11 protein-coding genes are annotated in these 8,724 nt (G+C 48.2%); 3 read left to right on the forward strand and 8 right to left on the reverse strand.

Translation table 11 applies throughout. The features are described 5' to 3' along the window. Positions 1–70: 70 nt before the first annotated feature. From FC99_RS09100 to FC99_RS09115, 4 genes are all read right to left on the reverse strand, one after another. Positions 71–679, reverse strand: a complete 609-nt coding sequence (locus FC99_RS09100; RefSeq protein ID WP_048734917.1) for a sugar O-acetyltransferase — start codon at positions 677–679, stop codon at positions 71–73. 186 nt (positions 680–865) lie between these two features. Next, positions 866–1,681, reverse strand: coding sequence for an AAA family ATPase (locus tag FC99_RS09105; protein WP_048734915.1), 816 nt, complete (start codon positions 1,679–1,681; stop codon positions 866–868). 193 nt (positions 1,682–1,874) lie between these two features. Beyond that, complete coding sequence (locus FC99_RS09110) at positions 1,875–2,336, reverse strand: VOC family protein (protein ID WP_048734913.1); 462 nt, start codon at positions 2,334–2,336, stop codon at positions 1,875–1,877. A 118-nt stretch (positions 2,337–2,454) separates the two neighbouring features. Beyond that, positions 2,455–3,306: a ribonuclease H family protein gene (locus tag FC99_RS09115; RefSeq protein WP_048736368.1), complete on the reverse strand. Its 852-nt coding sequence runs from the start codon at positions 3,304–3,306 to the stop codon at positions 2,455–2,457. A gap of 275 nt (positions 3,307–3,581) precedes the next feature. Between FC99_RS09115 and FC99_RS09120 the strand changes: the two genes are divergently transcribed. After that, complete coding sequence (locus FC99_RS09120) at positions 3,582–4,049, forward strand: hypothetical protein (RefSeq protein WP_048734910.1); 468 nt, start codon at positions 3,582–3,584, stop codon at positions 4,047–4,049. 71 nt (positions 4,050–4,120) lie between these two features. Here the strand turns inward: FC99_RS09120 and codA are convergent, their stop codons facing one another. Further along, positions 4,121–5,356, reverse strand: coding sequence for a cytosine deaminase (gene codA, locus FC99_RS09125; RefSeq protein ID WP_048734908.1), 1,236 nt, complete (start codon positions 5,354–5,356; stop codon positions 4,121–4,123). Between the two features lie 35 nt (positions 5,357–5,391). Continuing rightward, positions 5,392–5,688 carry a hypothetical protein gene (locus FC99_RS09130; RefSeq protein ID WP_048734905.1) on the reverse strand — a complete coding sequence of 99 codons (297 nt, stop codon included), beginning with the start codon at positions 5,686–5,688 and terminating at the stop codon, positions 5,392–5,394. 396 nt (positions 5,689–6,084) lie between these two features. Between FC99_RS09130 and thiD the strand changes: the two genes are divergently transcribed. After that, a complete protein-coding gene (gene thiD, locus FC99_RS09135) occupies positions 6,085–6,903 on the forward strand; it encodes a bifunctional hydroxymethylpyrimidine kinase/phosphomethylpyrimidine kinase (RefSeq protein ID WP_048734902.1) in 819 nt (272 codons plus the stop codon). Positions 6,904–7,098: 195 nt separating this feature from the next. Here thiD and FC99_RS09140 read toward each other — a convergent pair whose 3' ends face one another. Continuing rightward, entirely contained in the window at positions 7,099–7,278 is a 180-nt protein-coding gene (locus tag FC99_RS09140; RefSeq protein ID WP_048734900.1) for a hypothetical protein, read from the reverse strand. Then, positions 7,271–7,963, reverse strand: a complete 693-nt coding sequence (locus FC99_RS09145; RefSeq protein ID WP_048734898.1) for an NAD(P)H-dependent oxidoreductase — start codon at positions 7,961–7,963, stop codon at positions 7,271–7,273. Before FC99_RS09145 ends, FC99_RS09140 begins: the two co-directional genes overlap by 8 nt. 240 nt (positions 7,964–8,203) lie before the next feature. On the opposite strand from FC99_RS09145, the gene FC99_RS09150 reads away from it, so the two are divergent. Then, on the forward strand, positions 8,204–8,443 hold the full coding sequence (locus FC99_RS09150; RefSeq protein WP_048734895.1) for a cytochrome b5 domain-containing protein: 240 nt from the start codon (positions 8,204–8,206) through the stop codon (positions 8,441–8,443). Positions 8,444–8,724: the final 281 nt, after the last annotated feature.

The following is an 8,724-nucleotide window of genomic DNA, read 5'->3' on the forward strand; positions in this document are numbered from 1 at the left end:
GCGGTTACACAGCCGATAACCATAGTAATCTAAGAATATGATTAGAATTTAAAATCAGGGTCGATCACGGCTACTTTTTCAACTTATCCGGCCATTGTTCCCGTGCTTGTTGATCCCCAACCGAGCTGTTGTCGATCTGCTTAATAATGCGTGCAGGATTGCCGGCAATCACTACGTCGTCACCAAATGATTTAGTCACGACGGAACCAGCACCGACGACCACGTTATTGCCCAGGGTAACCCCAGGCAGGATGGTCACGCGACCACCCAGCCAGGCATTGTCGCCGATAGTAATTGGCGCGCCCATTTCGACATCGTTGTTCCGCGCCATCGCATTCAGTGGGTGAACTGGCGTGTACAGACCAATGTTAGGGCCAAAGTAGCAGTGCTCCCCAATCGTGATTGGGCAGGTGTCAAGGAAGGTCATATCGTAGTTGCCGTAAAAATGGTCGCCGATATGAATATTCCAGCCATAGTCAAACATGAAGCTGGCTTCAACGAAGAAGTCATCCCCCGTGTCCGTAATCAATTCCTTATAAGCGGCGTTACGCTGCTTGTTATCGTCCAACTGATTGGCTGCCTTAAGTTGCTTCCGCGCTAAAACTCGGCGGTCGATCAGTTCCTTATCAAATTGTTCGTAGGGCTGACCGGCTGTCATTTTTTCCCGTTCTGTTGCCATATCATCAATCACTCCTCTTGCCCTTCATGATACCACACTGCCCAAAACGGACTGGAACAGCGCTCGCATTACGGCTGCCGGGGATTTCACCTGCTATGGGGCCGGTTCCAGCCTGAGAGTCAAGGCTTCCACCTCGACACAGCTAGCTGCATCCCTGACCGTCTCCGGCTCTGATCATTTTTTCTCCTACAACTTTTTCCTAGTAGAGACATAAAGTGTGCTACCAATCAACTGTTTAGTTACCTTCAGATTGACGCTACCCCAACCGGTTTTAATAATCTGCTTACCCTCTGCTCTGTTTAAATGTGGTACTGCTATCGTTGCCAATCGACTTCTCAATGACTGAACATCATTCCAAAGTTCCTTAGCCGTTTTGGCAATACCGATAAAGACAATTTTGGCATACGAATTTTCGTAATTAATAGCATCATCTGACATGTTCTTCGCCATTTCTGCCAATCTTACTCTGAGGCTATCAGCATCATTTGATAGATTTTCCATGTCATCAACAATCAGAACTATATTACGCCTGAACAGCACTTCTTCAATAATCACGAAATCATCGACGCCCCTGTATTGTTCAGTGATAGTTTGATTTATGCTTTGACTCTGCAACTCGGATCTTAAAGAAAACCAACACAGGTCCTCTTTGAACTCAACACCGTCTTCGTTAATCTGAACTCTACTTAAATGCAATTTACCAACCACATCCGTAGTAAAACTCTCCATCGTCGTTTTACTGCTCATAGTGACCCGAACACTTTTAGTACCATGAGATTTCTCTAGCATCTTTAAGTAGTCCAAGACCACATTTGTCCTTTCAACCCCAATTGGCCCATAAACCAGCACTTGTCTTCCTCGCTGAGAAAATTCGCGCATAATTATTCTGTCCAATTTGCGGTCCAAATTACCTCGGTCAACATAATTTTTAACAACGGACATACTTGACGTAAATCCATTATTTAATGCATCCGTAGCATCTTCATTCCGACTCCAAACCATAAGTATGCCACCTTCACCATTTTCTTTGACTATATGTCATACGCTCAAATTTGGCATTATCTTCTGCACTTAAACGTTAATCAAAACCAAAAATCATTCAATAATTGAGACTCTTCTCCAAATAAAAAAGGTCGTGACCATTCCCAGTCACAACCTCCGCTTTAATCCAAATATAACTATGCACTAGGTCTCACTAGTCTTCAGCTGACGCGGGTTGGTTTGGCATGGTTTGTTCCCGTAAAATCCAGGTAATACCATACGCATCAACAATTTGCCCCATCTTGCCACCAGTTACCTTGGAGAAGGGACTGATGACCTTGACGTCTGACTTAACCAACCGCTGGTAAAGCGTATCGAGTGCTTTAACACTAGCACTGTCATCTTCATCCACCGTCAACATCAACGAGATCAACGTTGACGAGGTGGGCTGACCCATTAAAGCATCCGCACATTGAACATCTAAGCCCAAAATACGAAAACCACCATTCATGGTCATTTGGTCCAGATCCACCGTTGGTTCCAACCCAAACTGTTCGACCTCCGTGGCCGTTGGGCTAACCCGATAAACATCGGTCGCACCAAAGACACTTTGATAATAGGCAATGGCCTCTTTGGCATTTTCAAACTCCAGATATGGAATTAATTTTGCTTGCATGATTCGGTACCCCATTTACTTACTATTTTTTAAGATGTGTTTGGCTAGCCCCTAGCTGACGGGTACTAGTCCCCCCAATTAGATGACCCACAGGTAAAATCTAGGTCTCATTATACCCTTAATTATCATCAAGCGGTAGGTTTCGGAGACTCCGGGCAATATCAGCCACTGATTGATCCGTATCCGCCTGATGTTGCATCTTTGGTGCACTGGATGCCGCCAAAGGCTGTGTTGGCGCGGTTCTTGTCGTCTTTACTGGCCGACTGTTTCCCTGATGCATGCCATCCATTGTTTCATTCAGTAAATGGTCGACAAAGACATTTCCCTGATTGGTCGCATGGCCCTTCGTCCACTGATAAGTCAAGTGGCTGAATTGTGGCAACAGCCGATCGACATCTTGCCAGAGTTCCGCGTTAACTAGCGGTCCGGCACTACGTTTCCAGCCACGACGTTTCCAACCTGCCAGCCACCCCTTAGTGATGGCATTCAGTACGTATTGGGAGTCCAAAACGAATTGGATTCCGGCCTGCGTTTGTCCTAAATCCACCAAACGTTGCAATGCATTACGAAAGGCCATAATTTCCATCCGATTATTGGTCGCGCCAAATTCACCAGCGGAACCCGTCACGGCCTGCTCTGGCAACTCAATACGGTACGCCCAGGCGGCCTTGTCGACTGAACGCACGTGACCACCAGCAACGTTTCCCGTATTACGTGACCCACCATCCGTATAAACCGTGATGGTTGGCGTCACGGTTGCTGTCCGTTCAGTTGTCCAAGCAGCGGCTTTTTTTACTGATTTTGCCGGGCTAGTCACCTTGGCCGTCATGAACGCCTTCGCACCCGCCTCCGTCGTAAAACTTTTGTACTGTGCACCTGAAAAGCCACTAACCTGTTTTTGTGTTTCCGGCCAAGTCCGATAAATTCCCGGTTGCCGGCCCCGCCGAACCGCGTAGTATTTCTGTGCCAAATGTATCCCCGCTTTCGAACTAATGTATGCTAGTTTACCATACTTTATCCCGATACTGTCCATATCCACCATTACCACATTTGTGTACCCGTTACCATTCCAATTCCCCCTAGACAATCTTTTTTCGGTAGTTGACCGTCAGAACCGCAAATTTGCCTAAAATTTAAAGGGTAAATTGTTTCCATAACTTTTAGATTATGCTAACCTAGTAAGTGTGAATACTGGCCGGAGACTGTCATTTTCACTTATTTTTTCAATCTTTGAGGGGGTTTTTTATGAAGAATCCGATTCGCGCAACCATTATTTCCGTCGACCAAGCCCGTGCCATGTTGAAAGACCAGCACGAACAACGCGACGAACGTTTTCCACAACTCGCCATCTCCGGTCAATACATCTTACCAGACTACCGGCTAACCCGTAAACGGGAGGCCTTCAAGATTCGGAAACATACTTTTTTAAAGCGCCACTTCCGATCTTATGTGGCCTTTGACTCCGACAACGGTCAAACGCTGTGGATTCACAATTTCCCTAGCCTTTCCGAGGCATGCTTCTGGTTAAACACCGGCCTAAAGCCTGGTGATACCGATTCCGCCAAGTCCTACCAAGATTGGAAAGGCGAACACGCCGACGAAATCGAGGTCTTGAAAGAACAGCTACGTACACAACACAAGGAAAAGAAACAACCCGCTGCGCCGAAGCCGTTAACCGTAGCCGCCGTCAAGAAAGCACATGCTAAAAAATAATTTCATCAAATAAGCGCCTCGGTAAAATTCTACCGCAGCGCTTTTCGTTTGCTTGAATTTTAACTGACCAATTACAGATTCATATGAACTTGCTTAGGGTCCGTCTTCACGATGGTCTTACCATGATGAATGGAGTAGAGCACTTCTGAACGTTGATTCAAGGCGTCGTAGAAGTTATCGTTATTCATGATGACTAAGTTGGCTGGCTTGCCGACTTCGATGCCATAGTGGTCGGTCACATGCATCGCCTTGGCCCCGTGGGTCGTGACGAATTGGTAAGAATTCATAATGTCATCGTAGCCCATCATTTGGGTCACGTGAATCCCCATGTGGAGGGAATCCAACATGTTCCCATCACCCATTGGGTACCAAGGGTCCTTAATGTCGTCTTCACCAAAGGCAACGTTAACCCCGGCAGCGTTCAACTCCTTAACCCGCGTTAAGCCCCGACGCTTTGGATAAGTGTCGAAACGGCCACCCAAGTGGGTATTGATCAGGGGGTTAGAAATCATGTTGATGTGCGACATTTGTAGCAAGCGCATCAATTTGTAAGCATAAGCGTTATTGTATGAACCCATCGCCGTGGTATGGCTAGCCGTGACTTGGTCGCCCAAACCGGTTTCCAGCGCCAATGTAGCTAGCGTTTCCAGGCCACGAGAAGCTGGGTCATCGATTTCGTCACAGTGGGCGTCAACAAGCTTGCCGTACTTCTGCGCCAATTCAACGGCGAAGTGGAGTGATTCCACACTGTATTCACGGGTAAATTCAAAATGCGGAATGGCCCCAATAACGTCGACACCTAATTTAGCCGCCTGCTCCATCAATTCCTTACCGTGGGGGAAGGATAAGATTCCTTCTTGAGGGAACGCAACCAGTTGCAGTTCGATAAAGTCTTTGACCTCATCACGAACTTCAATCAACGCCTTAAGCGCCGTCAGACTAGGATCAGTGACATCCACGTGTGACCGTACGAATTGGATACCATTGGCTGCTTGGCGTTCCAGTGCCATCCGGGCCCGCGTCTTGACGTCTTCAATACTCAACGTCTTCTTCCGCTCGGACCAGATTCGAATTCCGTCAAATAACGTTCCCGATTGATTCCATTCCGGATCCCCAGCCGTCATGGTACTGTCCAAATGAACATGTGGATCAACGAATGGTGGGATAATCAGTTTGTTCTGAGCATCGATGACCTCTTCGTTATCTTGGGGCGTTAAATGGTCAGCAATAGCTGTAAATTTGCCATCCTCGATTCGAATATCTTGTGGTTGCTTGGCGTTTTCAATACGTCCTTGTTGAATTAACATGCGTACTTTCCTCCTGATCGATTTAACGAACATTTTCAATAAAAACCGGAGATTGTCAATCCCAGCAGTAACAGTGTGCTATCAGTGATTATTCCAATCGTAGCGGCAATCGCAACCACCGTTGTTGGTATCAGACACCACCATGGCCCCCGGCGTGCAGAACGAACAATCCCTATTAAGCTTATCACAGTTAGTGCTAATCCGAACGTTAAAGTCAGTGGTTCGTTGGGAAAGTGACGATACAGCACACCCACCGACCCCATTACGGCAACCCAACTGGCGATGATTCCGGCAGCACACCAGCTCAATGGCCGGACAATTTCTGTTCTCATGGCAATCCCCTCCTCTGAAATGACTGTACACTTGACAACCTGGTTATACCGCCACCTTACCGACCCCAAGTGGCATGACACGCCTGCGTTCCTATCAACACTTGATACGGTGTTAGCCCAGCAAGTGATATTGGATCAATCTAGCTTACATGACCTCAAGTTGAGATAAGACCGATTTTTCAATCCACAACGTCATTTACAGCGATTGACCCCCTTGATAGGCACGCCATAATCAGTCGCACAAGTTTGTTTGTCAACATCGCAAATCCCTTATTCCGCATGGCTTAAGGGCGTAAGTCAGTATAACAAAATTTATACCCGATATCGTTGGCCTTTACCTAGTCACTTATGCTATGCTGAGGCTGTTCTAAATTTAAAGCGGAGGTTCGATGACTCATGGTTGTTAATTCTTATCCACAAGCCCTCACCATTGCTGGGTCTGATAGCGATGGCAGCGCCGGTATGCAAGCCGATTTACACACCTTTTTCGCCCGTCAGGTTTACGGGGCGTCCGTCATTACCGCGTGTGTGGCCGGCAATTCTTACGGCATCCACGCCAGTGTTCCCATGCCCACCGACTTCATTGACCAAGAATTTGCGGACCTTGCCGCTGACTACCACATCCGGGCAGCCAAGACAGGAATGCTCGCTGACTCGGAATTGATCAACGATGTTGTGAAGAACTACCAAAAATCTGATTTTGGCCCACTGGTCGTCGATCCTGTGATCATGACCAAACATGGCAACCAGCTGCTGGAGGAGAGCGCGTTCAATACGTTACGAACCACCCTGCTCCCACTAGCCACCGTCTTGACTCCAAACTTTTACGAGTCCGAAAAAATTGCTGAAATAACCATTACGTCCGCCGATGACATGGTCAAGGCCGCTCATAAGATGCAGCAAATGGGAGCCAAAAACATCATTGCCAAAGGGAGTCACGCCAACACCGACCAGACGGAGGTCCGTGACTTTGTCCTGCTTGAATCTGGTGAAGAGTTTTGGTTGAGCGAACCTTACCACCAAACGGACCGCGTCAACGGTACTGGCGACTCACTTTCGGCATGTATCACCGCTGAACTAGCTAAGGGAACTCCTATGAAACGGGCCATCGAAATTGCCAAGCAATTCGTCAACACGGCAATCGGCAGTCCCATTGAAGTTGGTCACAAGTTTGGCCCCGTCAATCACTGGGCAGCGCAGAACCGCGATTACTAAAAATTCTTACTAAGGGTTTAGGACAAAAGTCCCAGACCCTTTTTGCGCTCCGAACGTATATGGTCAAAACGTGCAACAGAAGGCAGTCACCCCCGATTAACCCCGCTAGACAAATAATCCAGAACCGGGATTCTTTGTCTAGCGACGTTAATTGCTCATTGACTAACCGCCTTTTTCTACGTCCATTCCAACATCTCACCAACGGTCTGGCCGCCAGCTACGACCATCGACCTCGCCCTGTAATTGATCGTTACGGCGGTCCTGCTCGGCAACCAATTTATCTAGTGCCAGCCAAAATGCTCGGTTGGTGAACTGGGCCTGCTGGCTGGCCAACGTTTCAATCTGTGTGTGTAACCACTCTGCCTGCTCAGTCATCTTCCTGCTCCTTAATCATGGCCAGCGTATCGGCCAATGCTTCGATATCGTCCTTTTGTTGATCAAACTCGGCTTGAATCAGTCGCCCGGTGGCTTGTTGCTCCGGCGGCAATTGATCGATCATGGCGGGTAACTTATGAGCGAACCAGGATTGCCGCTGTTCTAAGCTATCCGGCTGGGCTTGCGTGAGATAACGCTGGTAGTCCACGACCAGTTGTAACTTTTCCGGTTCTTCAAGGTAGGCAAACTGATAAATGGGAAAGGTCGGCAACCAACGCACGTGGGCTCGCGCAGCCACAGCGGCCAACGGTGCCAATGCCGCATCCAACGTGAGGCCCTCGGCGCCGCCCCGCTGAAAGGCCTTCTCTGGCATTCCCGTCGTCACCACAATTCCCAGCTCCTTATCGGCCAGTGGAAAACGATGGTCCCCGTACACGAACGTTCGGGTCAACACATCGTCTTCCCACTGCTTCAACCCAGCCGGTGCCGCGTACCAATACAAGGGAAATTGTAAAATAATCCGGTCAGCCTGCCGTAACTGGTCCTGTTCCCGGTCGACATCGAATTTCTGCTGACTCTCCAGGTGCTCCCAAGTCACATTCTGTGGCGGTAAACTAGCTTTTAAAAATTGTTGACTGGTCGAATCGGCTAACCTAGGGTGCGAAACTAATACTAGGGTCTTCATGCCCCGCTCAACTCCTTTTTTATTTACTGTATCACAAAATACGCGAAAACTTGAAGGCAAAGCCTGGCTGACTCCGCTTGTGTGGACGCTTCATTTACCCCAGTTGCCGAACCAATCATCCGTCCCGACAACCATTTCGACTAGCTGTTTCAAGCTGACTTATCACTTGAAAACCAAATTGCTTGTGTTATTAGATAATCCAGTTTACTATTAGTGTAAATTAAACAGGTGGTGAGTCTTGTGAGTGAAAAAGTATTTAACAAAGCAGAATTAGCGAAGTTTAACGGTCAAGACGGTCAACCGGCTTACGTGGCGGTTGCTGGCGTTGTGTACGATGTCACCGGCGTTGATGCCTGGGCTGGCGGAAAACATCACGGTAACCTTGCCGGCCAAGAGCTGACCAGCGTTATCGACGGCCAGTCTCCTCACGGTCGGAAGGTCCTCAAGAAACTTCCCGTTGTCGGCCAGTACGAAGACTAACTAAACAAATAAGGCGGCTCAGAATCGAATTATCTCGATTTTGAGCCGTCTTTTGATTTGCCGCCAAAGGTTGAAAGTTCCAAGATGCCAGTCATGTCTGCTCTAGCAACAACAGTGAGACTAAAACTAGGCAACCTGGTGGGCCCTTCGCTTTACCGGCCGGCAGATATGGGCTGGATCGGTGCGAACACAACTTGAAGCCTCGAAGGAACCGAGTCTTCAAGTTTGGTTTTCTGCTAAGCCGGCAAGAAACGCCGACCAAGCAGAACGACGCGCCTGAG

This window comes from Levilactobacillus koreensis JCM 16448, from assembly GCF_001435525.1.
GTDB lineage: Bacteria > Bacillota > Bacilli > Lactobacillales > Lactobacillaceae > Levilactobacillus > Levilactobacillus koreensis.